Source organism: Bradyrhizobium sp. BTAi1 (assembly GCF_000015165.1).
GTDB classification, from domain to species: domain Bacteria; phylum Pseudomonadota; class Alphaproteobacteria; order Rhizobiales; family Xanthobacteraceae; genus Bradyrhizobium; species Bradyrhizobium denitrificans.
The window spans coordinates 2151737-2176960 of the sequence record NC_009485.1; the positions used below are offsets into that span (position 1 = coordinate 2151737).

The 25224-nt window shown below is 66.2% G+C and carries 27 protein-coding genes; 15 read left to right on the forward strand and 12 right to left on the reverse strand.

What is annotated here, in order from left to right; genetic code table 11:
• Nucleotides 1–111 precede the first annotated feature (111 nt).
• From modC to BBTA_RS09695, 5 genes are all read right to left on the reverse strand, one after another.
• Complete coding sequence (gene modC, locus BBTA_RS09675) at nt 112–1209, reverse strand: molybdenum ABC transporter ATP-binding protein (protein ID WP_012042295.1); 1098 nt, start codon at nt 1207–1209, stop codon at nt 112–114.
• Entirely contained in the window at nt 1206–1895 is a 690-nt protein-coding gene (modB, locus tag BBTA_RS09680; protein WP_012042296.1) for a molybdate ABC transporter permease subunit, read from the reverse strand. The genes modC and modB overlap by 4 nt, the downstream gene beginning before the upstream one ends.
• 26 nt (nt 1896–1921) lie before the next feature.
• Nucleotides 1922–2689, reverse strand: a complete 768-nt coding sequence (gene modA, locus BBTA_RS09685; protein WP_012042297.1) for a molybdate ABC transporter substrate-binding protein — start codon at nt 2687–2689, stop codon at nt 1922–1924.
• A 277-nt stretch (nt 2690–2966) separates the two neighbouring features.
• Nucleotides 2967–4541: an amidase family protein gene (locus BBTA_RS09690; RefSeq protein ID WP_012042298.1), complete on the reverse strand. Its 1575-nt coding sequence runs from the start codon at nt 4539–4541 to the stop codon at nt 2967–2969.
• A gap of 22 nt (nt 4542–4563) precedes the next feature.
• Complete coding sequence (locus BBTA_RS09695; RefSeq protein WP_012042299.1) at nt 4564–5982, reverse strand: M20 family metallopeptidase; 1419 nt, start codon at nt 5980–5982, stop codon at nt 4564–4566.
• A gap of 355 nt (nt 5983–6337) precedes the next feature.
• Here BBTA_RS09695 and BBTA_RS39990 point away from each other — a divergent pair, with 355 nt between their 5' ends.
• Nucleotides 6338–6466, forward strand: coding sequence for a hypothetical protein (locus tag BBTA_RS39990; protein WP_371260188.1), 129 nt, complete (start codon nt 6338–6340; stop codon nt 6464–6466).
• Between the two features lie 6 nt (nt 6467–6472).
• Here the strand turns inward: BBTA_RS39990 and BBTA_RS09700 are convergent, their stop codons facing one another.
• Together BBTA_RS09700 and BBTA_RS40695 are read right to left on the reverse strand one after the other, a co-directional pair.
• Nucleotides 6473–6661: a hypothetical protein gene (locus BBTA_RS09700; protein WP_012042301.1), complete on the reverse strand. Its 189-nt coding sequence runs from the start codon at nt 6659–6661 to the stop codon at nt 6473–6475.
• 51 nt (nt 6662–6712) lie between these two features.
• A complete protein-coding gene (locus BBTA_RS40695) occupies nt 6713–6868 on the reverse strand; it encodes a hypothetical protein (protein WP_012042302.1) in 156 nt (51 codons plus the stop codon).
• 117 nt (nt 6869–6985) lie between these two features.
• Between BBTA_RS40695 and BBTA_RS09705 the strand changes: the two genes are divergently transcribed.
• From BBTA_RS09705 to BBTA_RS09730, 6 genes are all read left to right on the forward strand, one after another.
• A complete protein-coding gene (locus BBTA_RS09705; protein ID WP_012042303.1) occupies nt 6986–7564 on the forward strand; it encodes a cytochrome c oxidase subunit 3 in 579 nt (192 codons plus the stop codon).
• Between the two features lie 3 nt (nt 7565–7567).
• A complete protein-coding gene (locus BBTA_RS09710; RefSeq protein WP_012042304.1) occupies nt 7568–7831 on the forward strand; it encodes a cytochrome C oxidase subunit IV family protein in 264 nt (87 codons plus the stop codon).
• Nucleotides 7832–7933: 102 nt separating this feature from the next.
• Nucleotides 7934–8386, forward strand: coding sequence for a cytochrome c (locus BBTA_RS09715; RefSeq protein WP_012042305.1), 453 nt, complete (start codon nt 7934–7936; stop codon nt 8384–8386).
• Between the two features lie 37 nt (nt 8387–8423).
• Entirely contained in the window at nt 8424–9770 is a 1347-nt protein-coding gene (locus BBTA_RS09720) for a cbb3-type cytochrome c oxidase subunit I (protein ID WP_012042306.1), read from the forward strand.
• Nucleotides 9771–9833: 63 nt separating this feature from the next.
• A complete protein-coding gene (locus BBTA_RS09725) occupies nt 9834–10643 on the forward strand; it encodes a CbbQ/NirQ/NorQ/GpvN family protein (protein ID WP_012042307.1) in 810 nt (269 codons plus the stop codon).
• A 3-nt stretch (nt 10644–10646) separates the two neighbouring features.
• Entirely contained in the window at nt 10647–12560 is a 1914-nt protein-coding gene (locus BBTA_RS09730) for a nitric oxide reductase activation protein NorD (protein WP_012042308.1), read from the forward strand.
• A gap of 120 nt (nt 12561–12680) precedes the next feature.
• Here the strand turns inward: BBTA_RS09730 and BBTA_RS09735 are convergent, their stop codons facing one another.
• On the reverse strand, nt 12681–13115 hold the full coding sequence (locus BBTA_RS09735; protein ID WP_012042309.1) for a DUF2267 domain-containing protein: 435 nt from the start codon (nt 13113–13115) through the stop codon (nt 12681–12683).
• Between the two features lie 517 nt (nt 13116–13632).
• Between BBTA_RS09735 and BBTA_RS09740 the strand changes: the two genes are divergently transcribed.
• Entirely contained in the window at nt 13633–13875 is a 243-nt protein-coding gene (locus tag BBTA_RS09740) for a hypothetical protein (protein ID WP_012042310.1), read from the forward strand.
• A 221-nt stretch (nt 13876–14096) separates the two neighbouring features.
• Here BBTA_RS09740 and BBTA_RS09745 read toward each other — a convergent pair whose 3' ends face one another.
• Entirely contained in the window at nt 14097–15086 is a 990-nt protein-coding gene (locus tag BBTA_RS09745; protein ID WP_012042311.1) for a LysR family transcriptional regulator, read from the reverse strand.
• A 171-nt stretch (nt 15087–15257) separates the two neighbouring features.
• On the opposite strand from BBTA_RS09745, the gene BBTA_RS09750 reads away from it, so the two are divergent.
• Genes BBTA_RS09750 through BBTA_RS09780 form a run of 7 tightly spaced genes read left to right on the forward strand, consistent with a single transcriptional unit; the run spans nt 15258 to nt 21751 of the window.
• Nucleotides 15258–16211, forward strand: a complete 954-nt coding sequence (locus BBTA_RS09750) for an N-carbamoyl-D-amino-acid hydrolase (protein ID WP_083780630.1) — start codon at nt 15258–15260, stop codon at nt 16209–16211.
• A gap of 27 nt (nt 16212–16238) precedes the next feature.
• Entirely contained in the window at nt 16239–17060 is an 822-nt protein-coding gene (locus BBTA_RS09755; protein WP_012042313.1) for an ABC transporter substrate-binding protein, read from the forward strand.
• Nucleotides 17057–17914, forward strand: a complete 858-nt coding sequence (locus tag BBTA_RS09760; RefSeq protein ID WP_012042314.1) for an amino acid ABC transporter permease — start codon at nt 17057–17059, stop codon at nt 17912–17914. Before BBTA_RS09755 ends, BBTA_RS09760 begins: the two co-directional genes overlap by 4 nt.
• A complete protein-coding gene (locus BBTA_RS09765; protein ID WP_085972594.1) occupies nt 17911–18678 on the forward strand; it encodes an amino acid ABC transporter ATP-binding protein in 768 nt (255 codons plus the stop codon). Before BBTA_RS09760 ends, BBTA_RS09765 begins: the two co-directional genes overlap by 4 nt.
• A gap of 22 nt (nt 18679–18700) precedes the next feature.
• Nucleotides 18701–19501, forward strand: coding sequence for an ABC transporter substrate-binding protein (locus BBTA_RS09770; RefSeq protein ID WP_041751348.1), 801 nt, complete (start codon nt 18701–18703; stop codon nt 19499–19501).
• Nucleotides 19488–20381 carry a polysaccharide deacetylase gene (locus tag BBTA_RS09775; RefSeq protein ID WP_012042317.1) on the forward strand — a complete coding sequence of 298 codons (894 nt, stop codon included), beginning with the start codon at nt 19488–19490 and terminating at the stop codon, nt 20379–20381. Before BBTA_RS09770 ends, BBTA_RS09775 begins: the two co-directional genes overlap by 14 nt.
• Nucleotides 20378–21751, forward strand: a complete 1374-nt coding sequence (locus BBTA_RS09780) for an amidohydrolase family protein (RefSeq protein WP_012042318.1) — start codon at nt 20378–20380, stop codon at nt 21749–21751. Before BBTA_RS09775 ends, BBTA_RS09780 begins: the two co-directional genes overlap by 4 nt.
• 6 nt (nt 21752–21757) lie before the next feature.
• On the opposite strand, the gene upp is transcribed toward BBTA_RS09780, so the two are convergent.
• From upp to BBTA_RS09795, 3 genes are all read right to left on the reverse strand, one after another.
• The gene (upp, locus tag BBTA_RS09785; RefSeq protein ID WP_012042319.1) at nt 21758–22387 is read right to left on the reverse strand and encodes a uracil phosphoribosyltransferase; all 630 of its coding nucleotides are present in this window, start codon (nt 22385–22387) and stop codon (nt 21758–21760) included.
• A gap of 139 nt (nt 22388–22526) precedes the next feature.
• The gene (locus BBTA_RS09790; RefSeq protein ID WP_041750518.1) at nt 22527–23750 is read right to left on the reverse strand and encodes a URC4/urg3 family protein; all 1224 of its coding nucleotides are present in this window, start codon (nt 23748–23750) and stop codon (nt 22527–22529) included.
• 15 nt (nt 23751–23765) lie between these two features.
• Nucleotides 23766–25022, reverse strand: a complete 1257-nt coding sequence (locus BBTA_RS09795; protein ID WP_012042321.1) for a GTP cyclohydrolase II — start codon at nt 25020–25022, stop codon at nt 23766–23768.
• Nucleotides 25023–25224: the final 202 nt, after the last annotated feature.

The window sequence follows — 25224 nt, forward strand, 5'->3', positions numbered from 1 at the left end:
AGATGTTCGGCGTTGGTATGATCCGAAGCTATATTGTCAATGATATAACATCGGATGCTATATTGTCGTTTATACAACATTGCAGGCGATGGATCGCGACGGACGGCTGGCTCAGGCGGCCGGATCTTCGCGGCGGACCAGGGCGACGCCCTTGACCTGGGCGTAGACGGCAAGCCCCGTTTGCAGGCCGAGCTCGTGCCACGAACGCTGGGTGACGCGCGAGAGCAGCCGCGCCCCCTCGCCATCGTCGCCGAGCCCAAGCAGCGCGGTGACGCGATGATCCGCCTGACTGCGGATCTCCAGAATCCTCGCCCGAAGTACATTGACGATGGTGCTGCGGCTCGGGGCTTCCAGCGCCAGGCTGACGTCGTCGGCCAGCACGCGCAGCCGGCGGCGCGTGCCCGGCGGCAGTGGCTCGGCCGGCAACAGGAATTGGCCGCCGGGCACGACGAGGGTCGCCATTCCGTCGGCGGCGTCCTGGCCCACGACCTCTGCATCGAAACTCACGGCCGCATCGCGCGATAGCGCGAGCGGCAGCGACAGATCGGCCTGGAGCTTGGACAGCGGCCCGGAGGCGAGGACAGCGCCGCTCCGCATCAGCACCAGCTGATCGGCGAGCCGCTCGACCTCGGCGATATCGTGGCTGATATAGAGGATCGGCAGGTCGAGCGCGGCATGCAGCCGCTCCAGATAAGGCAGGATCTCGTCCTTGGTCATCTGGTCGAGCGCCGACAGCGGCTCGTCCATCAGCAGCAGCTTGGGCTGGCTGAGCAACGCGCGGCCGATCGCGACGCGCTGGCGCTCGCCGCCGGACAGATGCCTCGGCGAGCGCTCCAGCAGCTTGGCGATGCCGAGCAGCGATACGACCTCGTCGAAGCCGATCGTAGCGGCGCCAGTCGTGGCGGGATGGCCGTACATCAGGTTGCGGCGGACCGAGAGATGCGGGAACAGATTGGCTTCCTGGAACACATAGCCGATCGGGCGCTGGTACACGGGACGGAACGTCTTCTCGTCCTGCCAGACGTCGCCGGCCACCGAGCAGAGTCCGTCAGCGAGCCGGTTGAGCCCGGCAATGCAGCGCATCACCGCGGTCTTGCCGCAGCCGGAGGGACCGAAGATCGCGGTCACGCCGCGGGCTGGCACCTCGAACCGCGCGTTCAGCTCGAAGTGCCCGAGCGTGCCGCGGAAATCGACCTTGACCGTGCTCATGACGCGCTTTTCGTCATCTTCTTCTCGATCAGCATCATCGTCAGGATGACGCAGAACGAGAACACGACCATGCCCAGCGCGAGCACCGAGGCTTCGGCCCATTGCGACGTCTCGACATAGTCGTAGATCGCGACCGACAGCACCTTGGTCTTGCCGGGGATATTGCCGCCGATCATCAGCACGACGCCGAACTCGCCGACCGTGTGCGCAAAACCGAGGATCGCGCCGGTGAGGAAACCGGGGCTCGCCAGCGGCACGGCGATGGTCCAGAACGCCCGCCAAGGCGAGGCGCGCAATGTCGCCGCAGCCTCCATCGGCCTGTCACCCATCGCCTCAAACGCGTTGCGGATCGGCTGCACCACAAAGGGCATCGAGAACAACACCGAGCCGATGACGAGGCCCGGAAAGGTGAAGGCCAGGGTGCGTGCGCCCCACAACGAGGCCAGCGCGCCGCCCGGACCACTCGGCCCCAGCGCCACCAGCAGGTAGAAGCCGAGAACGGTGGGAGGAAGCACCAGCGGAATGGCCACAAGCGCCGCGACAGCCTCCTTCCACCACGCCGGGGACCGTGCCAGCCACCACGCGATCGGCGTCCCCACCACCATCAGGATGACGGTCGTGAGGGCGGCGAGCTCGAGAGTCAGCCGGACCGGTTGCCAGATGTCGGCCGAAACGTGGAGGTTCATCCTTCAAGCATCATCGATGCGCGGGTTCAGGTGCCGGACTTCGGATCCAGAGCATAGCCGAACTTCTCGATGACAGCACGGGCTTCCGGAGTCTTGAGGAATGCCAGGAAGGCTGTCGCCGCCTCATTGCCGGCGGAGGCCTTGAGGAGCACGGCGTCCTGGCGGATCTCGGTGTAGAGGTTCTGCGGCACCAGCCAGCGCGACCCGCCGGCATTCGGCATCAATTGCGAGAGCGCCACGAAACCGAGTTCGGCATTGCCGGTATCGACGAACTGGAACGCCTGCGAGATCGTGTTGCCCTGCACGATCTTCGGTTGGATCGTGTCATAGAGGTTGAGCGCCTTCAATGTCTCGACGGCTGCGGCCCCGTAGGGCGCGGCCGTCGGATTGGCGATCGACAGCTTGTTGAACGCGTTCGCCTTCAGGGTCTCCTCGCCCTTCACCGTGGCCGGGTCCTTGCTCCACAGCACGAGCTTGCCGATGGCATAGGTAAAGCGGCTTTCGGCGACGCCGAGGCCCTCGGACACCAGCTTCTTCGGTCGCTCGTCGTCGGCGGAGAGCAGGATCGCGAACGGCGCGTTCTCCTTGATCTGGGTGTAGAACTGCCCGGACGCCCCGAAGCTCAGCACGATGTCATGTCCCGTCTTGGCCTTGAACAGGCCTGCGATCTCCTTGGCCGGCTCGGTGAAGTTGGCGGCGACCGCGACATTGGCGCTGCCCGCGAAGGCGCTGGCGCCCGTCAGCAGAGCAATGGCCGCGCCGAGGGCGGCGGTGGCGAAACGCATCGATCTCATCAACATTGTCCTTGTTTTATCCACCAACACGGGCTCATTGCGGTGAACTGCAAGTCCCATTCCGTCACATCGGCCGGAACCGATGCCGTGCTATATCCATTCGTATATATCAGAATAGACAGCTCGGCCGGTTCCCGTCAACACGAGGGCTGCGTCGGCCAACGCGATGGTAGTTAGTGTTCGACTTTCGACAATCGATGCGGCGCCGTGTCGCAAACACAACGGCCCGAGGATCGCGATCCCCGGGCCGTTGCAGGATCTTCGGGCCGTTGCAGGATCAGGACATCCGGTCCCAGAGCTGCCGCACCAGCATGCCCGCGCGCTTCTCGATCGCGGCTGCGGCATCGAGCGCGAGATCCTCGCGATAGCGGCCTGCGATCAGCTGGACGCCGATCGGCTGGTTATGATGAACCGTGACCGGCACCACCGCGCCGGGCAGGCCGAGCACGTTGATGGCCGAGATGAAGCGGATCTCGTTGAAGAAGATCTCGCGAACGCGCTCCGCACTCACGGTGTCGTCGCGCGGACCCGGCGTCGGCTTGACCGTCGTCGGCGCCAGCACGACGGGGTAGTCCTCGAAGAACAGCTGCCAGGCGCGAATATGCGTCGACCGCTGCGCCGTCGCATTCATCCAGCCGGCGAGATCGAGCATCTCGGCCTTGGCGCGCATGCCGCCCCAAGCCTTGTGGAAGTCCTCGGAGGTGACGGCCAGCATCTTGGCCTCCTGCATCACCACCACCTCGTTGGTGATGATGTCGCACCAGGTCTGCCAGACGCCGGAGATGTCGGGAACCTCGACCTCGCTGACCCGGTAGCCCGAGCGCTCCAGATGATCCGCGGCCTGCCGAAGCGCGGCCTCGACCGCAGGATCGACCTCCATGTCATCGGGGATCTTGGCGAGCGCGACCTTGATCGGGCGCTTCGGCTTGTCGCCCTCGAGCGGCGCCGGCACCCACCAGGGGTCGCGTGGATCTCGCCGGCTCATGACCTCGAGGGCCAGCCTCACGTCGGCGACGCTGCGCGCCAGCGGGCCCTGCGACGACATCAGATGCGCCAGCAGCGGCCGCTCGGCCGCGGCGCTTTCATTGTAGGCGGGGATGCGGCCCTGCGTCGGCTTGATCGTCACGACGCCGTTGCAATGCGCCGGCCAGCGCAACGAGCCGCCGATGTCGTTGCCATGGGCAATGGTGCCGATGCCGGCCGCGACCGCCGCGCCGGCGCCGCCGGACGACCCGCCGCAGGTGATCTCCGCATCCCACGGGTTCAAGGTCAGTCCATGCAGCGGGTTGTCGGTGAAGCCGCGGAACGAGAATTCCGGCGTGTTGGTCAGGCCGAGCACGATCGCGCCGGCATTCTTGAGGTTGCGCACCACGGGCGCGTCGGAGGGCGCAATGATGCCCATCTGGGCCGGAACACCGTTGGGATTCGGCCGTCCCTGATAGTCGACGTTCTCCTTGATGGTGACGGGCACGCCATGCAGAAGGCCGGTCTTGTTGCGTGACTTGTCGGCCGCACGCGCGGCCTTCAGGGCGTCCTCGGAGAGATCGACGACGACGGCATTGAGCTTCGGATTGACCTCCGCCATGCGCGCGATATGCGCCTCGGTCACCTCGACGGAAGAGACCGCGCCGGAGCGGATCGCAGCCGCGGTGTCGACCGCCGACCATTGCCAGACCGGTCCCTTCGGCAGGCGCGGCTTTGCCGCAGCCGCCTTCGCCGACAATGCGGGGTGCGGCTTGGCCTTGGGCGCCGGCTTCTTCACCGCGGCGCTCGCGGCCGCGCGCTTCGGCGCCGGCTTCGCCGTCTTTGCCGCCTTCTTCACTTTTGCCGGCTTCTTCGCTGTCTTTGCCATTGTCGTCCCCCCAGTGATTGTCTCAGGCCACCGACATTGTCAGCGGCGGTTCCACGTCGGCAGGCAGCGGGCTGACATAGGGCGTGCGCAAGGTCCGTTTGTTCAGGTCGGCCTTGGCAGCCGCGATCAAAGCCGGCTCGTTGAGCGCCTTGATGCCGAGGCCCGCCATCGCCTTGGCGGCCTGCACCATCGCCTTGTGGGCGGCCGGTGATTTGCCTTGGGCGACGACCTGCCAGGTGTGGAACGGCGTGCCGATGGCCACCGTCGGGGCGTGAACCTGGACCGTGGGCACGACCCAGCTGACGTCGCCGACATCGGTCGAGCCGATCTGCGGATTGCGCTTGGTGTTCAACGGCACCAGGAAATCGGCGAGCGGCTTGTCGGTCGGCTCCATGCCGATGCTGTAGTAGACGGACTCGATATCCTTCTCGGTCAGCGTCGCCTGGATCTGACCGGCGAAGTCCCGGTCGTTCTCGTCGAAATGCGGTGGCCCGAGCTCCTCCATGATCCCGTACAGCGCTTCCTCGAGCGGCGTGTTGGGCAGGATGTTCGACACCGCCGAGATGATCTTCATCTCGACCTTGGTCTCGGTCATCATCGCCGCGCCTTGCGCGATCTTGCGCACGCGCTCGACCAGCTCGTTCATGCCGGGCAGGTCGCGGGCGCGGATCGAGTAGCGGACGCGCGCATGGGCCTGGACGACGTTCGGCGCGATGCCGCCAGTGTCGAGCAGCGCGTAGTGCACGCGGGCGTCGCTCGGCATATGCTCGCGCATGTAGTTGACGCCGACATTCATCAGCTCGACGGCATCGAGCGCGCTGCGGCCGAGATGCGGCGACGCTGCGGCATGTGAGGTGCGGCCGGTGAAGATGAAATCGGCGCGGGTGTTGGCCAGTGACGGCGTCATCACCACTTCCCAGAAGCTCGACGGGTGCCAGGTGATGGCGATGTCGGCGTCCTCGAACGCCCCCGAGCGCACCATGAAGGCTTTCGCGGCACCGCCTTCTTCCGCGGGGCAGCCGTAATAGCGCACCCGGCCCGGCACCTTGTTGGCCGCGAGCCAATCCTTGACCGCGGTGGCCGCGAGCAGGGCCGCCGATCCCAGCAGATTGTGGCCGCAGCCGTGGCCATGACCGCCGGTTTCGACCGGCCGATGCTCGGCGACGCCGGCTTCCTGGCTGAGACCGGGCAGGGCATCATATTCGCCCATGAAGGCGATGACCGGGCCGCCTTCGCCCCATTCGCCCATCAGCGCCGTCGGGATGCCTCCGACCTTCTCGGTGATGCGAAAACCCTGATGCTTCAGCTCGGCGAGATGTTCGGCGCAGGAGCGGGCTTCAGTGTAGCAGACTTCGGGCATGCCCCACACCCGGTCGCTGAGTTCGATGAAACGGGTCTTGATTGCGTCGACGCCGCGCCAGATCTCGCTGCGGTTGTCCATCTCGGGTCTTCGTCCTCTGCTGCCATCGGAAGCGCTATCGATATCAGCTAAGTTCCCCGACGCCTAGCGACCCCCGGCGGGAGCAGCCATGCGGCGCGCTCGACGCTGTGTGCGAGCGCGCCGTCCTTGAGCAGATGTTGCTGCGGTCGGTGGCAATGCGGCGCTTTCCCGAGCGCCAGCTGAGAGGTGATGTTCTCGCATTTCGGAACTGGCCTGTGCGCCGTTACCGCGACGTCCAGGAGCGATCGCCGGCAAGTTCGGTTTTCCGTGCCAGGAGCGCCATCGTCATGCTTGCCGGACCGATTGCGATCATCGTTGCGTTGCGTCCAGCGATCCCATGCCCACGGAAGGCTGGATGGCGCTGGTCCTCGGGGTGGTCTTCTCGCTGATCGTCGGCGTCGGTCTGATGGCGTTGCTGTTCTACAGCAGCCGCAAGGGCTACGATGATCCGTCGCAATTTCGCGCTGACGATCGTCCCGAATGAGCGTGCTCAGACCGGCCGCGGCGGATGCTGGGTTCGCGGATGACGGTCGTGCAGAAGCTTCGCGAGCTGGTGCCGCAGGTCGTCGCGACCGCGCATCGCGGTCTCGAACAAGGCCTCCTGGATGTCACGCGGCATGTCTCCCCATACGCTGATGGCGGCGTTGCCGAGCAGCTCTGCGAACCGGTTGTCGTCCATGAGGCACCTCCGGACGATCTGACGTCCGAGAGCGACAAAGGTTCCAGCCGGCTATTGCGTGGTGAACAGCACCACCGCAATCGCGACCGAGGCGGCGACGGCGAAAGCCGCCGCTGTGGTTGACAGCACGCCGATGCGTCGCAGCGCCACGGCAAACACGATGATGATCGGCGTGGCCGTGACCAGGCCGAGCTGTGCTTCGGTCATGAATCTGCTCCTGACGGTGCTGATCCCTAACCCAAACCGCCGGCGCAGTGTTTGTGCGGCGACAAAGAGCGGTCCTGCTGTCGCGACTAGCTTTCCGCTATCCAGGCGGAGATGGCGATGTCGGCGGTCGCATGCGAACCGGAAGACGAGGAACGTGGGGACGTGTTCGACGGCCTGCCCGGCGATCCCATGATGTGGGTTCTGATCCTCAGCGAACTCGTTGCCTTCGGCCTGCTGCTTGGCGGCTTTGTCGTGGCGCGGGCGATCAATCCGGCCGTGTTCTCGGCCGGGCAGTCGATGCTCGACGGACATCTCGCTGCATTGAACACGATCGTGCTGATCACCAGCGGCTGGGCGGCGGCTCGCGCTGCTGCTGCGGCGCACGGCGCATCCTCGGCAGCCGCGCGGCGCTGGATCGCGCTGGCCATGCTGCTCGGCGCCGCGTTCATCGCCGTCAAGCTGACTGAATATGGCGGCGAGATTGCTGCCGGCGCCGGCTTTGAGACCTCGCCTTTCTTCACGCTCTACTTCCTGCTCACCGGGTTTCATCTGCTGCACGTGGCGCTCGGCATCGTCATCCTCGCGATCGTCGGCCGCCATGCCACCGCGAGCGGCGTCGAGACCGGGACGGCGTTCTGGCACATGGTCGATCTCGTCTGGATCGTGATGTTCCCGATCGTCTATCTGGTGCGCTGAGCCATGGTTCGCGATCGGCTCAATGTCGCCTGGCTCCAGCTGCTGGCCCTCGCCATCGCCACGCTCGCAGCCGCCTCGCTGCTGCCGAGCCGGTGGCTGATCGATGCGGTCGTCCTCTCGCTCGCGATGGCCAAGGGAAGGGTGATCGTCCTCGATTTTCTCGGCCTCCGTCACGCGCCTGCGCTGTGGCGCGGCCTGCTCACGACATGGCTCGCGGGCCTCGCCATGCTCGCCGGGCTTGCGGTCGCGCTCCGCGCGATGGTCTGAGCGGCCATCGCCGCGTTCGTTGCGCCCCGACAAAGAGCCACCGGGCGCAATCGATAGACTGATCTCACATCATCAACCTTCACCACACGGAAAGGACGTGTCATGGCGGAACGCCTGACCAAGTCGGCCGCGCGGAACGTCTTCTATGGCGGTTCGGCCTTCTTCTTTGCGATCTTCCTCGGGCTGACCGCGCACAGCCACTACTACATGGTCACGACCTCGACCAATGCCGCGACGCTGTCGGACTCGGTGGCGCGCGGCAAGCATGTCTGGGAGAGGAACTCCTGCATCAACTGCCACACCCTGCTCGGCGAGGGCGCCTATTTCGCGCCGGAGGTCGGCAATGTCTGGGACCGCTGGGGCGGCAGAGAGGACCCCGCCGCGGCCCGCGAGATGCTGAAATCCTGGATGCAGTCGCAGCCCTCCGGCGCACCGGGCCGGCGGCAGATGCCGCAGTTCAACCTGACCGACCAGGAGCTCAACGACCTCGCCGACTTCCTGCAATGGGCCGACACGATCAAGCGTCAGGACTGGCCGCCGAACAAGGCAGGCTGAGCCCGCTTCCCGCCCTCCATCATGAGAGAGATCCTCGATGAGATATGAGACCCAGAAGGTCGCGATGCTGTATTTCTACGGCGCGCTGACGCTCTTCCTCGCCCAGGTGCTGTTCGGCCTGCTCGCCGGCACCATCTACGTGCTGCCGAACACGCTGTCGGTTCTGCTGCCCTTCAACATCGTGCGCATGATCCACACCAACGCGCTGATCGTATGGTCGCTGATCGGCTTCATGGGCGCGACCTATTTCCTGCTGCCCGAGGAGACCGAGACCGAGCTCTACAGTCCGCTGCTCGCCAAGATCCAGTTCTGGATGTTCTTCGGCGCGGCGGGGGCCGCCGTGGTTGGCTATCTCTTCCACTATCACGAAGGGCGCGAGTTCCTCGAGCAGCCCTTCATCATCAAGGTCGGCATCGTCGTGGTCTGCCTGATGTTCCTGTTCAACGTCACCATGACGGCCCTGAAGGGCCGCAAGACCACGGTGACCAACATCCTGCTGTTCGGCCTGTGGGGCGTGGCGATCTTCTTCCTGTTCGCCTTCTATAACCCGGCTAATCTCGCCGTCGACAAGATGTACTGGTGGTACATCGTCCACCTCTGGGTCGAAGGCGTCTGGGAGCTGATCATGGCCTCGATCCTGGCCTTCCTGATGATCAAGCTCAACGGCATCGACCGCGAGGTGGTCGAGAAGTGGCTGTACGTCATCATTGGCCTCGCGCTGTTCTCCGGCATCCTCGGCACCGGTCATCATTTCTACTGGATCGGCGCCCCCGGCTACTGGCAGTGGATCGGCTCGCTGTTCTCCACCCTCGAGGTCGCGCCGTTCTTCACCATGGTGATCTTCACGGTGCAGATGACCTTGAAGGCCGGCCGTAGTCACCCGAATCGTGCGGCCTTGTTGTGGTCCGTCGGCTGCTCGGTCATGGCGTTCCTCGGCGCCGGCGTGTGGGGCTTCCTGCACACGCTGTCCTCGGTCAACTACTACACCCACGGCACCCAGGTCACCGCGGCGCACGGCCATCTCGCCTTCTTCGGCGCCTATGTGATGCTCAACCTCGCGGTGATGGCCTATGCCGTGCCGCAGCTGCGCCAGCGTGCGCCGTACAACCAGTGGCTATCGATCGCGAGCTTCTGGATCATGTGCACGGCCATGCTGGTCATGACTTTCGCGCTGACCTTCGCCGGCATCCTCCAGGTGCATCTGCAGCGCGTGCTCGGCCAGAGCTACATGGACGTGCAGGACCAGCTCGCGATGTTCTACTGGGTCCGCCTCGGCTCCGGCGTGTTCGTTGCGATCTCGGCGCTGATGTTCGTCTGGGCCGTGCTGGTGCCCGGGCGCGCCAAGCCGGCCGTCATCCCCGGCGCGCTGCAGCCCGCGGAGTGAATGCCGGCGGGCGGCGGCCTCGGTGCCGCCGCCTGCCTCCCCCCGGATCTTCGGAGAGTCATCATGAAACCTGCGCTGCACGCGATCGACACCGTTCCCTCGTTTCCCTTGTACACGCCGACCGGCAATGAATGCGCGCTGTTCGAACATGCGTTCCGGCACCGCCTGCCGGTGCTGCTGAAGGGGCCGACGGGCTGCGGCAAGACCCGCTTCGTCGCCCACATGGCGGCGCGGCTCGGCCTGCCGCTGCACACGGTGGCCTGTCACGACGATCTCACCGCCGCCGATCTCACCGGGCGCTATCTGCTGCAGGGCGGCGACACGGTGTGGACCGATGGGCCGCTGACCCGCGCGGTGCGCGAAGGCGGCATCTGCTATCTCGACGAGGTGGTCGAGGCGCGCAAGGACGTCACCGTCGTGCTGCATCCTTTGACCGACGACCGCCGCATTCTCCCCTTGGAGCGCACCGGCGAGGAGCTGGCTGCGCCTGACGGTTTCATGCTCGTGGTGTCCTACAATCCCGGCTACCAGTCGCTGCAGAAGGCGCTGAAGCCGTCGACCCGGCAGCGCTTCATCGCCATCGAGTTCGGCTTTCTGGCTGCCGAGCAGGAGACCGCGGTGGTCGCCGCCGAAAGCGGCCTGTCGGCGGAGCGCGTGCGGCCGCTGGTCGCGCTGGCGCATCGGCTGCGGGCGCTGCAGGGCCATGATCTGGAGGAGGGCGTCTCGACGCGGCTGCTCGTCTATTGCGCGACGCTGGTCGCGGCCGGCACGCCAATCGTGGACGCCGTCCTCGCCGCGATGATCGAGCCGCTCACCGACGATGCCGACGTCAAAGCGGGCCTGCGCGAGGTCGCGCACGCCGTGATCGGGTGAGCCATGCTCGATGTTCTCGAACTGGAGGAGACCGTCGGCCGCGCCTGGCATCGCCTCGTCGGCACGACGTCGAGCTATCCGGTCCATCCGGATCATGCCGTGGCCCTGACCGAGGTCAGCGGCCGCATCGCGGTGATGTTCCGTGCGCTGGGCGGCGAGAGCGGTGTGCAGATCGCGGGCGCCAAGGCGCGCAAATCACGCCACCGTCTCGGCTGGCGTCAGCGCATCGGGCTCGGCGACGAGTGCCTTGACCAGGCGGGGCGCGATGGCGCCACGATCTTCCTGCCCGAGAGCATCGCGCTGCTGCCGGATCGCGCCCTCAATGCGCAGCTCTATCACTGGCTCGCGGCGTGGTTTGCGACCATGCCGGCCGCCCCGATCGCGGAGACTGATCCGCTGCGGCGCGATCTGCTGGTGCTGCGCCGTGCCCGCGAGACGACCGCCCTGGTGCTGGCGTGCTTCCCGGGGCTCGCGCGCTCCCATGCGACGCTTGCCGCGGCGCTGGCTGCCGCCCGGCCGCGGCGGCCATTGCCGCGGCTCGAGCGGCAGGTCGAACACGTGGCCATGGCGCTGCTCGGCGGCAGCGGGCCGCTTCAGGGCGCGCTGTGGAACGCCGTGATCGCCGATGGCGAACTGCCGGACACCGCGCCGCCCGGCTATCGGCCGCTGCTGCCATGCCCGTTGTGGGGCGATTGCTGGAGCCGCGCGGCGGTCGCCGCTGGGCGCGATGACGAGGAGACGCAAGCGCCGGGAGAGCAGGCCAGCGCGCTCGATACCCGCAAGCGCTTCGCACGGCGTGAGCGCGAGGAGGCGCCGCGCCGTGATCCGTTCATCCTCAACCGCTTCGAGAAGATCCTTGCGATGGCGGAGATGGTGAATGTCGATCGTCCCTCGGACGACACCGACGATGACGATGCGCGCAAGGCGGCTGACGATCTCGACGAACTCGCGATCTCCAGGCGCAAGGGGCGGCCGGCGAGCAAGCTGAAATTCGATCTCGATCTGCCCCCCGAGGCGATCGACGCGGCGCGGCTAAGCAGTGGCCGGCTCTATCCGGAATGGAACTATCGCAGCGGTGCCTATCTGCCCGATCATTGTCGGGTCGTCACCGGCGATGCTGCCGAGACCGGCGACACCTGGACGCCGGATGCGGCGATGCGCCGGCGGATCCGCAGCGTACGCCGCAGATTCGAGACGCTGCGGCCGCGCCACGAGGTGATGCGCGCGCAGACCGACGGCCACGATCTCGACATCGACGCGCTGGTGCGTGTGCGCAGCGACCTCAATGCCGGGCATGGTGCGCTCGATCGCGTCCATCTCGCGATGCGGCCGCTCGCGCATGATCTCGCGGTGACCTTGCTGGTCGACGTCTCCCTATCGACTGACGCGTGGGTTGACGGCGTGCGCGTGCTCGATGTCGAGAAGGAGGCGCTGTTGGTGCTCGCGCATGGGCTGTCGGCCTGTGGCGACAGTCATAGCATTCTCACCTTCACGTCACGGCGCAATTCCTGGGTCCGCCTCGAGACAGTGAAGGCGTTCGGCGAGCCGATGAGCGGGCAGGTCGAGCGGCGCATCGGCGCGCTCCGGCCAGGCTATTATACGCGAATCGGCACCGCCGTGCGTCACGCTGCGCACGAACTGGCGGATCGTCCGGAGCGCAAGCGCCTGCTGCTGGTGCTGACCGATGGCAAGCCGAACGATGTCGATCATTATGAGGGACGGTTCGCGATCGAGGATACGCGCAAGGCGGTGCAGGAGGCGCGGCGCGCCGGCGTCGCCGTGTTCGGCGTAACCATCGATGCGGCGGCGCAATCCTACTTTCCGACGCTGTTCGGCCGCGGTGGCTATGCCATCGTCGGCAACATCCGCCGGCTGCCCGCCGCGCTGCCGGCGCTGTATCGGCAGCTGGCGCATTGAGGGCAAGCGGGCCCCGGCCTGTGCAAGCCGATGCAAGCAGCCCGGGCCTCATGGGTCGAGGCGCGCCGAACAACGGCGCTCCTCAGCATGGGGGTGGAGATTGTGGCCGCAGGCCAGCGCTCACGTTGCAGGTTCGCGCAGGTTCCGCAGCGGCACCGGCAGATGGCCCATCAGCTTGTCGAACTCGCCGGGGTCGAGCTTCTCCCAGAGGATCTCGAAGATGCCGCGCGCGGCCGTGAGCGGATCGACCGGGAATTGCGGCGGCAGCTGTTGAAAGATGCCGTCGACAAACTCCTCGAGGTGGCGGTCTTTGGCCGGCGTGGCCGCGTGGTGCCAGCCCTCGTAATAGATGCCGCGGATGAGCAGCGGCAGCTGGGCACCCAGGTTCACCGCGGTCGCCAACGGCACGCGGTCGCGCAGCACATGCAGCACCGCGCGCAACGCGTTGTAGGCGTGCTGCCGGCTCGCAATCCCGAGCCTTTGCTCGATGGCCTTGAGCCAGATATTGGTTTCCTGGACGGTATGGTCCAGCGCTTTGACGCCGATCTCACTCATCTCAGTCTCCGTGACAGCTGTCTCCGATCGTCCGCAAGGCAACGAACGAGGCCGTAGCAATGCTTGAGTCGATTGGACACGCGTCGAGTAGGCGCGTCTCCTGTCGCGGAATATTGATCTGCATCAACGCCAGTGTGGAATGCGCGATCGCGGGGTAAACGGACAGTCAATGACCAAGCCGTGCGTTCACGCTGGCGAAGCCGCCGTCGTCATCCCGCTGCAGGGGATACCGGCGGCAGCGGAGGTCGCGGGTTGTCACAGGCATCGTGCCAGGATTCGCTCGCGATCGGCAATGGGGGGGGGCGGGCCACGCTGATTCGAATGGCGATTGGAAGTGACATCCTCAAGTGATCGCGCGGTATCAATGCGCTGTCAGGTTGAACCATAATCGTCCTGCTTGTGCAGAACGCGTCTTCGCTTGCCCGTCGCGACAGACTCACCTTACATCGGAGTCGCACGAGGCGGAGAGATCGCGCACTCGGCACTCCCTCAACTCACCAATTGACGTCGGCTCGCAATGCTCAAGTCTGCCCAAGAGAAGTCTGTTCACAACAAGCCTGCTCAAGACAAGTCCGGCAAAGACCTGCCGCTGACCGGCTATGCCGTCGTGGTCGATGGTCAGATCAAGACCGAGTTCAAGACCAAAGAGGGGGCCCATAACGGGGCGCATGATCTCAAGCGTCGGTTCCCGATGTTGCAGATCAAGGTGTACGACGCCGAGACCAGGCAGACGCACGATATCGAGCTGGCGCGGGCGTGAGATTCGCGGGCCGTGGCACTGCGAGGGCGCAATACTCCAGCATGTGATTGACATCGTTGCTGACGTGCAGTGGGCGCGAAAGCACGCGTCTCGTCCTTTGTAGCTGTGCAGACGGTGACCGTTGATGCGCCCTCTCCCCCTTGCGGGAGATGGCTTGCATCAACAAACTCACTCGGGTGCGGGGGATGCATCTACGAGTGTTGCGTGCCGAGGGATGCCCCTCACCCGACCGAGCGCGTGGATGGGACAGCGATGCCCTTTCCCGCAAGGGGAGAGGGCGCTGTCTCGCGCAGCCTTGCTGCGGGGCCGATTGCGTCAACCTGTCCAGTCAGAGTCCGGCTTGCAGCATTCCGCACTTCATTGCGAAACGTCTTCGCCAGGTTTGACAGCGGCCTTGCCTCCGACCACAGCACATAGGCCGAGACTTTCGTGCTGGGCGTGAACGGCCGCACCACGAGATCGTGGCCGCCCTGGCGCGGCGAGAACGGATCGACCACGGCGACGCCGACACCGGTCGCGGCCAGCACGCAGGCCGTGTTGCAATAGCGGACCTCGACGGTCGGCTGGAACTCCGCGTCGGCCTCGCGAAAGCTGTCGCGCACGGCTTCGCCGAGCCGGGTCCCACGCTCAAGGCCGATCAGTGGCAGGCCGGCGAGATCCCGCGCGGAGATCACGTCGCGCTCGGCGAGAGAATGTTGCGGCGGCATCACGCAGACCATCTCGCCGGTGTGCACCACCTCATGGGCAATGCCGGGATGATCGGACAGGCCGAGCGCGAAGCCCAGCTCGGCGACGCTGCCGAGCACGCCTTCGACAACGCCTTCATAACGCCTGACGTCGAAAAACATCCGCGTCTGCGGCCTGCGCCGCAGGAATCCCGACAAGGTCGGCGGGATGATGCTGTAGGCCAGCGGCGGCGTAGCGACGATCGACAAATGGCCGGTCTTCTGTTCGCGCAGATCGCGCACGCGGTTTTCCAGCCGCGCATGCAAGGCGAAGATCGCCTCGCTTTCCTCGTACAGCGTCATCGCCTCCGGCGTCGGAAACAGCCGGTTGTTGACGCGCTCGAACAGTGTGAAGCCGGCCTGTGCCTCCATCGCCTTCAGCGCGTTGCTGATCGCGGGCTGCGACAGCGCCAGCTCCTCGGCGGCGGCGACGGTGGTGTGATGGCGGATGACGGCCCGCAGGATCTCCAGCTGGCGCAGGTTCATGTGAACGCCCTATAAGCCCGGGTTATGGTCTCGGCCAAAATATCATAGCGCAGGCCGTGCGGTGTCGATTGCAAATCCCGCGCCGCTTTCGCCAAATGAACCTCTCTTCTGCGCACTGCAACAGGTGGCCCTGTCGCCTGATAGGCAGGCAATGCGCCCAGTACGGAGGCAATGTTGAGCCGTCTATTTCGCGCCGCCGCTGCCCAGATGGGGCCGACCCAGCGGGCCGACAGCCGGGCCCACACCCTTGCGCGCCTGATCGGGCTGCTGGACAAGGCCGCGGCCGAGGGCGCCAAGCTGGTCGTGTTTCCCGAGCTCGCTTTCACCACCTTCTTTCCGCGCTGGATCCTGGAGGGCGATGCGCTCGACAGCTATTTCGAGCGCAGCATGCCCAACCCGTCCGTCGCAGCGCTGTTCGATCGCGCGCGCACCCTCGGGGTCGGCTTCTATGTCGGCTATGCCGAACTCACGCCCGACGGCCGCCGCTTCAACAGCGCCATCCTGGTCGATCCCGACGGCGAGATCATCAGCAAATATCGCAAGGTGCATCTGCCGGGCTCGGTCGAGCCGCGTCCGGGCGCCAAGTATCAGCAGCTCGAGAAGCGCTATTTCGGCTATGGCGATCTCGGCTTCCCGGCGGTGCGCGCCGGCAGCGACTGGGGCGGCGCCATCATGGGCATGATGATCTGCAACGACCGGCGCTGGCCGGAATCCTGGCGCGTGCTCGGGCTGCAGGGCGTCGAGCTCGTCTGCGTCGGCTACAATTCGGCGGCCTATGATCCCAATGGCGGCAATACCGAGGATGCGTCGCTGCGCACCTTCCACTCGACGCTGGTGGCGCAAGCCAATGCCTATATGAACGCGACCTGGGCGATCGCCGTGGCCAAGGCCGGTGACGAGGACGGTAGCGGCCTGATCGGCGGCTCCTGCATCGTCGACCCCAATGGCTGCATCGTGGCGCAGGCCAAGACGCTCGGCGACGAGGTCATCGTCGCTGACATCGATCTCGATCTGTGCCGGCAGGGCAAGGACAAGATGTTCAATTTCGCCGCGCACCGCCGGCCGGATCAATACAAGGTCATCACCGAGCGCGCGGGCGTGGTCGAGCCGGTCGCGGTCGATTAGTTTCTTCGTTCGAGGGAGTTCTGCAGGATGCGACGTTCGTTGTTCATCAGTTTCGCCGCCCTCGCGTCGCTCGCCTCCGCCGGCGCCGCCGAGCTGCCCGCCGAGATCAAGCAGTCGGGCACGCTCAAGCTCACGGTCAACTCGACCTACGCGCCGATGGAATATCACGACCCCGCCACCAACGAGCTCAAGGGGCTGGACATTGATCTCGCCAACGAGCTGGCGAAGCGCCTTGGCGTGAAGATCGCGTGGAGCGAGACGCCGTTCGCCGAGCTCATCCCCTCGCTGCAGACGAAGCGCGCCGACTTCATCATTTCCGGAATTTCAGACCGCGCCTCGCGGCGCGAGACCGCCGATTTCGTCGACTATCTCGTCACCGGTCCGCAATTCTTCGTGCTGGCCGAAAGCGATGCCAAGGTCGTCATCGACCTCTGCGGCCGCAAGATCGGCACTACGCGCTCGACCAGCTTCCCCGCCGAGATCGAGAAGTGGAGCAAGGCGACTTGCGAGGCCTCAGGCAAACCGGCTGCGCAATACGTTCCCGGCGAGAACTCGATCGACGTGCGCAACCAGCTCAAGCAGGGTCGCATCGACGCGGCCGTGCAGGGCAGCGAGACCTTGCCCTATGCGCAGTCGCAGGAGGCCGGCAAGTACCGCATCGTCGGCGAGCCCATCGCCTTCGGCTATCAGGGCATCATGTTTCGCAAGGATAATGCCGGCTTTCGCGACCTGATCACCGACCAGCTCAAGGCGATGATCGCCGACGGCAGCTACAAGGCCATTCTCGAAAAATGGGGCCTCGGAGCCAATGCGGTGCGCGAGCCCATGCTCAACGCGGCGCCGCAATGAGCCACGGCGACGCGCTGGCGGACGGCTTTCCGGACCTGTCCGGGCACACGATCGCGCGGCAGGCGCATTGGGGCCGCTGGCTCGCCGCTGCCATCATCATCGTCATGCTCGGCGCGATCGGCCGCGCCTTTGCCAACGGCCAGATCGAATGGTCCTATGTCGAGCGCTTCCTCACGGCGCCGGTGATCCTGCGCGGCATCGTCAACACCATGATCATGGCGGTGGCGGCAATGGCGCTCGGCATTGCGCTCGGCGTGGTCGTCGCGATCATGCGGCTGTCGCCCAATCCTGTGCTGCGCTCGGTCGCCGCGGGATACACTTGGCTGTTCCGCGGCACGCCGCTGATTCTGCAATTGCTGCTGTGGTTCAACTTGGCGCTGGTGTTTCCGACCATCGGGATTCCCGGCCTGTGGAGCGCGCGCGCGGTCGATGTGATGACGCCGTTCCTGGCCGCGCTGCTCGGGCTCGGCATCAACCAGGGCGCCTATACCTCGGAGGTGATGCGGGCCGGGCTGCTGTCGGTCGACATCGGCCAGTATGAGGCGGCGCAGGCGATCGGCATGGGCCGGCTGCAGGCGCTGCGCCGGATCATCCTGCCGCAGGCGATGCGGGTGGTGATCCCGCCGCTCGGCAACGAGTTCATCGGCCTGGTCAAGGCGACCTCGCTCGCCAGCGTGATCCAGTATCCGGAAGTGCTGCATTCGGCCGAGAACATCTACTACGCCAATTCACGCGTCATCGAGCTCTTGATCGTTGCCGGCCTCTGGTATCTGCTCGTGGTGTCGATCCTGACGCCGCTGCAGATGCTGCTGGAGCGCCGCTTTGCGCGCGGCCTTGCGCGAGGTGGCCGCTGATGAGGCCGCTGGTCGCCATTCGCCAGGTCAGCAAGCGTTTCGGCGAGTTCCAGGCGCTGAAGCAGGTCTCGCTCGATGTCTTCGAAGGCGAGGTGGTCTGCCTCATCGGGCAGTCCGGCTCCGGCAAGACCACCTTGCTCCGCTGCGTCAACCAGCTCGCCACGGCCGACAGCGGCGGCATCTGGCTCGACGGCGAGCTGCTCGGCTTTCGCGAGATCGACGGCCGGCTGCACCGGCTGTCGGAGCGCGACATTGCGCGGCAGCGGCTCGCCTGCGGCATGGTGTTCCAACGCTTCAACCTGTTTCCGCACATGACGGCGCTGGAGAACCTCATCGAGGGGCCAGTCCAGGTGCAGAGACGGGCCGTGGCCGAGGCGAAGGACGAGGCGATGGCGCTGTTGCGCCGGGTCGGCCTTGCCGACAAGGCCGGCTCTTATCCGTCACAATTGTCCGGCGGACAACAGCAGCGCGTCGCGATCGCACGCGCGCTGGCGATGAAGCCGAGGCTCGTGCTGTTCGACGAGCCGACCTCGGCGCTCGATCCGGAACTGGTCGGCGAGGTGCTGAGCGTGATGAAGGAACTGGCGAGATCTGGCATGACCATGCTGGTGGTGACGCATGAGCTCGGCTTTGCGCGCGAGGTCGCCGACCGTGTCGTTTATATGGACCAGGGCGTGATCGTGGAGAGTGGTCCGGCTGCCGAGGTGCTGCGGGCGCCGCGCGAGGCCAGGACGAAGGCATTTCTGGCAGCGGAGGTTGGGTGAGGTGAGGGAATTCAAGTCGATCATGTTGGCCGCTGTCGCGACTGCCGTCGTGACCGGCGTCGCTGCGGCTGCCGAGCTGCCCGCCGACATCAGGCAGAACGGGCTGCGCATCGCCGTGGTGCCGAACTATCCACCGATGGAGTTCAAGGATCCGGCCACCGCGACCCTGACCGGATTCGACGTCGAGCTCGGTGAGGTGCTGGCGAAGAAGCTCGGCGTCAAGGCGGTCTGGCAGGAGACCAGCTTCGACCAGCTGATGCCAGGCCTCGCGACGCAGCGCTTCGACGTCATCCTGACCGGCATGACCGACTACAAGAGCCGGCAGGAAACCGCGACCTTCATCGACTACCTGCGCAGCGGTCCGCGCTTCTTTGTGCAGGCCGCGCGCGCGGCCGAGTTCAAGGAGCCAGCCGCGCTGTGCGGCAAGAAGGTCGGCGCCTCCAGGCGCACGATGTTCCCGAAGGACATCGCAGCCTGGAGCGAGAAGAACTGCGGCACGAGTCCGATCGCGTTCGTCGGCACCGAGGGCTCGGCCGATGCGCGGACACAGCTGAAGCAGGGCCGCATCGATGCCGCCGTGCAGGGCAACGAGACCTTGCCCTACATCATGGACCTCGAGCCGAACACCTATGTTCCCGTGGGTACGCCGATCGCGCTCCAATACACGGGGCTCGCGACGCCGGTAAAGGCGGAAGAGCTCCGCGAGGCGCTGCGCGGCGCCCTGGAGGCGATGATCGCCGACGGCAGCTACAAGGCGCTGCTGACGAAATGGAAGCTTGGCGACAATGGAATCGAGAAGGTGCTGATCAATGCTGGAGAGTAAGGCGCTCGCGAGCATCCCGGTCGTTCCGGCCAACACGGCACCGCCGGCGCCGGACTATCCATGGCCCACGCCGTATAAGGCGGCGATGTTCCTGTCGTTCGACATCGACGCGGAGAGCGCCTGGACCTCGAAGGATCCGGCGCACGCCGCACGTCTCGTCACGATGAGCTTCGGCGGCTATGAGGCGCGCGTCGGCACGCCGAAGCTGCTCGAACTGCTCGCGGAGCTCGATCTGAAGGCGACGTTCTTCATCACCGGCTGGTCGGTCGATGCGCATCCGACGATGGCGGAGGCCGTGCTGAAAGCGGGCCACGAGATCGGCCATCACGGCTATCACCATCTGCTGCCCGATCCCGGCGATCCCTTCATCGTCGAGGAGATCGAGCGCGGTTTCGAGGCGATCCAGCGCCGGCTCGGCGTCCGGCCGATCGGCTACCGCGCGCCGTTCGGCGAGTTCTGCGAGGAGCTACGCGTGGCGCTCGTGCGCCAGGGCATCGTCTACACCTCTTCGTTCCGCGACGACGTCCGGCCCTATCGTCATCGTCTCGCGGACGGCAAGCCGGGCACGATCGAGATCCCGGTGACTGCGAGCTATGACGATTGGATGCACGGCCTGTCGGCGCGGTTCTCGCCGCGCTCGATCTTCCCGAAGGAGCATGTGCTCTCGATGTGGAAGGACGAGCTCGACGAGGTGCGGGACTGGGGCGCGATGGTGACCACGGTGCTGCATCCGCAGGTCTCCGGACGGCCGATGCGCTTCCGGCTGCTGCGTGAGTTCCTGGCCTACGCCAAGTCGTGCCAGGACGTCTGGATCACGACCGGTGCGGAGATTGCGGCGAACTATCAACGTCACGAGGCGGCCGAGACGAAGGGCGCATGAGCACGACAGCGATCTTCGGCAGCTATGTGCTGACGCGCAAGGATGGCGCGCAGGACGTCCTGCGCGATCACTGGGTGCTGGTCGAGGGCCGGCGCATCGCGGCGATCACGCCGAGCCGGCCGGTGGCCGACGAGGTGTTCGACCGGCCGGGCCGCTTCGTGCTGCCGGGTCTGTTGAACCTGCACAACCACATCTTTAGCGAGGCGATCGCGCGGACCTTGACCGAGGACGGCAATGGCCGCCGCAACAACAAGAGCATCATCTATACGGTGCTGCTGCCGCTCTCCAAGCGCGGCGCCGAGATCCTCACGGCCGAGGAGCGGCTGGCGATCGGCCGCATGGGCGTGCTGCAGCTGTTGAAGGGCGGCGCCACCACGGTCATGGAGCCGTTCCGCAACGCGATCCCCGAGTTGTTCGACGCGGCCTGCGAAATGGGGCTGCGCTTCTACGGTGCGCCCTATCTGTTCTCGACCGGGGATGCCAAGGCGGATGCCTCCGGCGTCGTGACCTATGCCGGCGATGACGGCGAGGCCGACCTCGCGATCTGGAATGCGCTCTATCAGCGTTGGCACGGGCAGGGCGATGGCCGCGTCCGGCTGGCGATGAGCCCGCACGCGACCGATACCTGCGGTCCCGATCTGATGCGCGCCATCGCCGCGCGGGCGCGCGAGCTCGACGTTCCCATCACCATCCACATGGCGCAGAGCGCGGGTGAGGTGGCGACCATCGCACAGCGCCATGGCGGCCGCACGCCGGCCGAATATCTCGACTGGCTCGGCCTGCTCGCTCCCGACCTGCTCGCCGCGCACTGCCACGCCTCGACCGATGCGGATCTCAGGCTGATGGCGGCACGCGGCGCCGGTGTGCTGAACTGCCCGCGCGTGTTTGCGCGCGCCGGCATCACCGCCGCCTTCGGCCGCTTCGCCGCGCATGGCGTGCGTACCGCCGTCGGCACCGACGGCTACAACATGGACCTGCTCGGCGAGCTCAATGCGGCCTCGTTGATTTCCAAGATCGCGCTGGGTAGCGCCGAGACGGCGAGCGCGCCGGAACTGATCGACGCGGTCACTGCAACCGCGGCCGCCATGATCAAGCGCGACGATCTCGGCGTGATCGCCCCGGGCGCGACCGCCGATCTCACCATCGTCGACATGACGCATCCGCATCTTCAGCCATTGCACGATCCCCGTCGCGGTCTGATCGCGCTCGCCAACCGTGCCAATATCGACCAGGTGATGGTCGACGGCCGGCTGCTGATTCACGACGGCCACTATCTCCACGGCGACGAGGCCGCGATCACGGCGGCGGGGGCGACGGCGATCGCGAAGATCTGGGCGCTGCCGGAGGCGCAGGCGGCGTTTGCGGGCTGACTGCGGCTACCGCGTGCCGTAGGCGCGATCGCCGGCGTCGCCGAGGCCGGGGACGATGAAGGCGTCGTCGTCGAGGCCGTCGTCGATCGCCGCCGTCCACAGCGCGACGTCGGGATGCAGCCCGCGGACGCGCTCGACGCCTTCAGGCGCGGCGATCATGCAGACCATGCGGATATCCTTGGCGCCGCGCTCCTTGAGCCGGTCGACCGCGGCGACCGCGGTGTTGCCGGTCGCCAGCACCGGCGTCACCACGACGGCGAGGCGTTCCTGGAGGTCGGACGGCGCCTTGAAGAAATATTCGACGGCGGTGAAGGTCTGCGGCTCGCGATACAGGCCGATATGGGCGACGCGCGCGGTCGGCACCAGGTCGAGCATGCCGTCGACGAAGGTGACGCCGGCGCGCAACACCGGCACAAACACCAGCTTCTTGCCGGCAATCTTGGCCGACTGCATCCGCGCCAGCGGCGTCTCGACCTCGACCTCGGTCAGCGGCAGATCGCGCGTGACCTCGTAGCAGAGCAGCATGCCGATCTCCTTGAGGAGCTCGCGGAACGACTTGGTCGAGATCGACTTGTCGCGGATCAGGGTCAGCTTGTGCTGCACCAGCGGATGATCGACGACCGTGACGCCTTCCATGGCTTTTCTCCTATGCTCCAGCATCGTCATTGCGAGGAGCGAAGCGACCAGGCAATCCAGACTTTCTTTTCGGCCTCGGATTGCTTCGCCTCGCTCGCAATGACGTGCCCGCGAGTCGGCGAGTGTTCCCCAAAACCCCTTAAAACACCGTGCCGTCGCTGATGATGGTCAGGGGCGGCGAGCCGTCGGGGCGGCGGGCGAAGGCGAGCTTGCGGCCCGCGGCCCAGCTGCCGCCTTCGAGGATGCGCGCCAGCGGCAGCTGCTCAGGCGTCTGCCCGGTGCGCTGGCGGATCAGCTCGGCCAGCCGGTCGAGCAGGGCGACGGTCAGGGCTCGCCATTCCACGACCAGCGGCGAATCCACGGCATGGGCTCGCCCGGCATCAGCCGGGTCGCGTAGCAGCAGCACGCCGCCATCGACGAACAGGCCGCCATTGCGGTATTCGGCGAGGCCGGTGAGGCCGTCGATATCAGCCACCTCTAAGCCGGCGCGCTGCAGCGGTTCGATCAGCGAATAGCTCAGCCATTGCGACAGTTTGTGCAGCGGGACGAGACCGGTGGTGGCATCGTCGGTCACAACAGAGTCATGCCGCCAGCAATCGCCGAGCGCAATGCCCTGCAGCGTGAGGCGTGATGGCCAGATCGGGCCGAGCTGTAGCAGGACCTGCTGCAGGATATCGGCGGCCTGGATGCGGGCGTTCGCAGCGCCAGCGGCGAACTGATCGAACAGGCAGCCGGGACGCGGGCTGTCCTTCGCACCGAAAATCTCCGGCTTCGCCGCAACGACCTCGCCCAGCCGGCGCAGCAGCGCGACGCGGCCCTCGAGTCCGACCAGCGGATTGTCAGGCCCGACCTGAAAGCCGCGCTCGAGATCAGCGACCGTGAGCTGCTTGAGCTTGGTCGCGTCGGCGCGCAAGGGATTGCCCGCGTCGGCGGAGAAAGCGCCGCTCGCGAACATGTCGAGGCTCGCCAGCGCCAGCCCCTCGGAGCGACCGATCTGAGTGCCGGTCACGGCATCCTGATAGCGCCAGGCCGCGCCGGCGCCGGCGTCCAGCAGGACGCTGGTGATGGCGAGATCGAACTCGGCGCGCGCGCGTGCGGCGGCATCCGGCCAGCTCACTCTGCCGGCAATCTCGGTCCAGCGATCGACGCCGCCGACCACGAAGTGCCGCCAGCGCGAATGAAACGGCACCGTGCCGCCGGGATAGGCCTTGCTGGTCACGTCAAGGACGAGATCGGCAATCGCATCGAGCTGGCCGAGATCGATCCGGAAGTGCGGCAGCTTGTCCGCAAGGCCGAGTGCAAGCAGCTGATGTGCCCGCTCGCGCACGGCACGGGCGGACAGGAGGTCAGACATGTCAGTCATGATCTGCCGTGACGCTCAGTACTTCTCGAGCGGACGGCCGACCGTGTCGCCGAGCTCTTGCGGTTTCTGCGGCTCCAGCGAGAAATAGCCGGCAGCCTTCTTGGCGGCGATCTCGACATGGGCATCCGCCGGGATCAGCTCGTCCGGGATCGGCACACGCTCGACGATGTCGACGCCCTGGCCCGTCAGCGCATCATGCTTCATGTCGCTCATCGAGATGAAGCGGTCGATGCGCGTGATGCCGAGCCAGTGGATCACGTCGGGCATCAGCTGCTGGAAGCGCGCGTCCTGCACGCCGGCGACGCATTCGGTGCGCTCGAAATAGGCCGCCGCGGCGTCGCCGTCCTCCTGGCGCTTGCGCGCATTGTAGACCAGGAACTTCGTGACCTCGCCGAGCGCGCGGCCTTCCTTGCGATTGTAGACGATGATGCCGAGGCCGCCGTTCTGTCCCGCCGCGACGCACTCCTCGATGCCGTGGATCAGATAGGGGCGGCAGGTGCAGATGTCGGAACCGAACACGTCCGAGCCGTTGCATTCGTCATGCACCCGACATGTGATCTTCGTTCTCGCATCATTCAGCTTGGTGACGTCGCCAAACAGATAGACCGTGGTGCCGCCGATCGGCGGCAGGAACACCTGCAGATCGGGACGCGTCACCAACTCCGGATACATGCCGCCGGTCTGCTCGAACAGGCCGCGGCGCAGATTGGTCTCGCTGGTGCCGAAGCGCGCGGCGACGCCGGGCAGATACCACACCGGGTCGATCGCGATCTTGACCACCGACACGCTGCCATTGGCATGCACGACATGGCCATCATGGACGAGCCGCTTGGCCGCGAGCGCGGCATGCAGCTCCGGCAGCTCGATCCGCGCCTTGGTCACCGCGATGGTCGGCCGGATATCGATGCCTTCGGCGATCTCGCTGCCGAAACTCTCCGCGACCAGATGGCCCCAGGGGTCGAGGGCGACGATCTTGGCCGGATCGCGCCACTGCCCGAACGGGCCGATCGTGGCGGCGGGATGGGTGTTGGTGAGATCGGGACGGCGGATCGGATCCAGCGCGCCGGATGATACCGCGAGCGCGCGGTAGACCGTGTAGGAGCCGCCATGGCTGCCGATCACGTTGCGGTCCTGCGGCCGCGACACCGTGCCGATGATCGGCCCGCGCTCGCGCGCGCTAGCAGCGCCCCATTGCAGCGGGAAATGATGCTTGGCGCCTGGCACCGGGTGCGAGGTCAGGCGAATGTGATCCGTGCGGTTGGAGCGAGTCATCGGACGGCCACCCCCAAAACGGCAACGGCCCGCCTTGACGACGGGCCTGAGCACAACGAGTTCACGTTTTCCATGCACCAATATAGCAGTTTTTCCACAGCAAACAAGTGGTCGAAGGCCGCCGCCTATTTGTAAACGAATGGTGACGAAGCAGGGTGGCGTTGCAGCGCGGATGGCCGCCCTGGCATGGCGCTTGCCTTTT

Coding starts and splice junctions, on each gene's coding strand:
- upp (WP_012042319.1), bottom strand. CDS start 22,387: ATGGAAGGCGTCACGGTCGTCGATCATCCGCTGGTGCAGCACAAGCTG.
- BBTA_RS09720 (WP_012042306.1), top strand. CDS start 8,424: ATGAGATATGAGACCCAGAAGGTCGCGATGCTGTATTTCTACGGCGCG.
- BBTA_RS09735 (WP_012042309.1), bottom strand. CDS start 13,115: ATGAGTGAGATCGGCGTCAAAGCGCTGGACCATACCGTCCAGGAAACC.
- modB (WP_012042296.1), bottom strand. CDS start 1,895: ATGAACCTCCACGTTTCGGCCGACATCTGGCAACCGGTCCGGCTGACT.
- BBTA_RS09760 (WP_012042314.1), top strand. CDS start 17,057: ATGAGCCACGGCGACGCGCTGGCGGACGGCTTTCCGGACCTGTCCGGG.
- BBTA_RS09730 (WP_012042308.1), top strand. CDS start 10,647: ATGCTCGATGTTCTCGAACTGGAGGAGACCGTCGGCCGCGCCTGGCAT.
- BBTA_RS09775 (WP_012042317.1), top strand. CDS start 19,488: ATGCTGGAGAGTAAGGCGCTCGCGAGCATCCCGGTCGTTCCGGCCAAC.
- BBTA_RS09770 (WP_041751348.1), top strand. CDS start 18,701: ATGTTGGCCGCTGTCGCGACTGCCGTCGTGACCGGCGTCGCTGCGGCT.
- BBTA_RS09790 (WP_041750518.1), bottom strand. CDS start 23,750: ATGACTGACATGTCTGACCTCCTGTCCGCCCGTGCCGTGCGCGAGCGG.
- BBTA_RS39990 (WP_371260188.1), top strand. CDS start 6,338: ATGGCGCTGGTCCTCGGGGTGGTCTTCTCGCTGATCGTCGGCGTCGGT.
- BBTA_RS09705 (WP_012042303.1), top strand. CDS start 6,986: ATGTCGGCGGTCGCATGCGAACCGGAAGACGAGGAACGTGGGGACGTG.
- BBTA_RS09750 (WP_083780630.1), top strand. CDS start 15,258: ATGTTGAGCCGTCTATTTCGCGCCGCCGCTGCCCAGATGGGGCCGACC.
- BBTA_RS09710 (WP_012042304.1), top strand. CDS start 7,568: ATGGTTCGCGATCGGCTCAATGTCGCCTGGCTCCAGCTGCTGGCCCTC.
- BBTA_RS09715 (WP_012042305.1), top strand. CDS start 7,934: ATGGCGGAACGCCTGACCAAGTCGGCCGCGCGGAACGTCTTCTATGGC.
- BBTA_RS09690 (WP_012042298.1), bottom strand. CDS start 4,541: ATGGCAAAGACAGCGAAGAAGCCGGCAAAAGTGAAGAAGGCGGCAAAG.
- modC (WP_012042295.1), bottom strand. CDS start 1,209: ATGAGCACGGTCAAGGTCGATTTCCGCGGCACGCTCGGGCACTTCGAG.
- BBTA_RS09700 (WP_012042301.1), bottom strand. CDS start 6,661: ATGGACGACAACCGGTTCGCAGAGCTGCTCGGCAACGCCGCCATCAGC.
- BBTA_RS09795 (WP_012042321.1), bottom strand. CDS start 25,022: ATGACTCGCTCCAACCGCACGGATCACATTCGCCTGACCTCGCACCCG.
- BBTA_RS09695 (WP_012042299.1), bottom strand. CDS start 5,982: ATGGACAACCGCAGCGAGATCTGGCGCGGCGTCGACGCAATCAAGACC.
- BBTA_RS09780 (WP_012042318.1), top strand. CDS start 20,378: ATGAGCACGACAGCGATCTTCGGCAGCTATGTGCTGACGCGCAAGGAT.
- BBTA_RS09740 (WP_012042310.1), top strand. CDS start 13,633: ATGCTCAAGTCTGCCCAAGAGAAGTCTGTTCACAACAAGCCTGCTCAA.
- BBTA_RS40695 (WP_012042302.1), bottom strand. CDS start 6,868: ATGACCGAAGCACAGCTCGGCCTGGTCACGGCCACGCCGATCATCATC.
- BBTA_RS09745 (WP_012042311.1), bottom strand. CDS start 15,086: ATGAACCTGCGCCAGCTGGAGATCCTGCGGGCCGTCATCCGCCATCAC.
- BBTA_RS09725 (WP_012042307.1), top strand. CDS start 9,834: ATGAAACCTGCGCTGCACGCGATCGACACCGTTCCCTCGTTTCCCTTG.
- BBTA_RS09755 (WP_012042313.1), top strand. CDS start 16,239: ATGCGACGTTCGTTGTTCATCAGTTTCGCCGCCCTCGCGTCGCTCGCC.
- modA (WP_012042297.1), bottom strand. CDS start 2,689: ATGAGATCGATGCGTTTCGCCACCGCCGCCCTCGGCGCGGCCATTGCT.